Origin of the sequence: Paraburkholderia sp. BCC1885 (assembly GCF_900996235.1) — a bacterium.
Lineage (GTDB): Bacteria > Pseudomonadota > Gammaproteobacteria > Burkholderiales > Burkholderiaceae > Paraburkholderia.
In genome coordinates this window covers 1-419 of sequence record NZ_CAAJGM010000192.1, presented here as the reverse complement: position 1 = coordinate 419, position 419 = coordinate 1, and the positions used below count along the sequence as shown (strand labels likewise).

At 66.6% G+C, this 419-nt stretch carries 1 pseudogene; it reads left to right on the top strand.

The window, feature by feature from the left end:
- Nucleotides 1–419: pseudogene (locus FQ755_RS17195) on the top strand (ribosomal subunit interface protein); the annotation flags it as partial.

Here is a 419-nt window from a genome sequence, read left to right as displayed (position 1 = left end):
GGACCCTGGCCGAGGTGCATGGCGAGGCGCGCGCCAGGCAGATCCTCGGCATGAACCGGCACAACACGGTGATCTACGGCAGCGGCTCGCCGCACACGGTATTCCAGCAGTTCCGCGTGATCCGCCCGATCGCGGTGGACCAGACCCTGGTCGAGATCCAGCTGTTCCGGCTCAAGGGCGCGCCCGATGCCGTGTTCGACCGCGCGCTCAGCTATGCCAACGTGATCAACTCGCCCTCGTCGAACGTGATGCCCGACGACGTGGAGGTCTATGCGCGCTGCCAGCAGGGCAACAACACGCGCGGCGGCGAATGGGTCAGCATGCATCGTTATGCGGGCACCGATCGCGCGGTCGAGGACGGCTACGTCTCGATCAACGGCACCAGCGAACTGCCGATGCGCAACCAGTTCGCCGCCTGG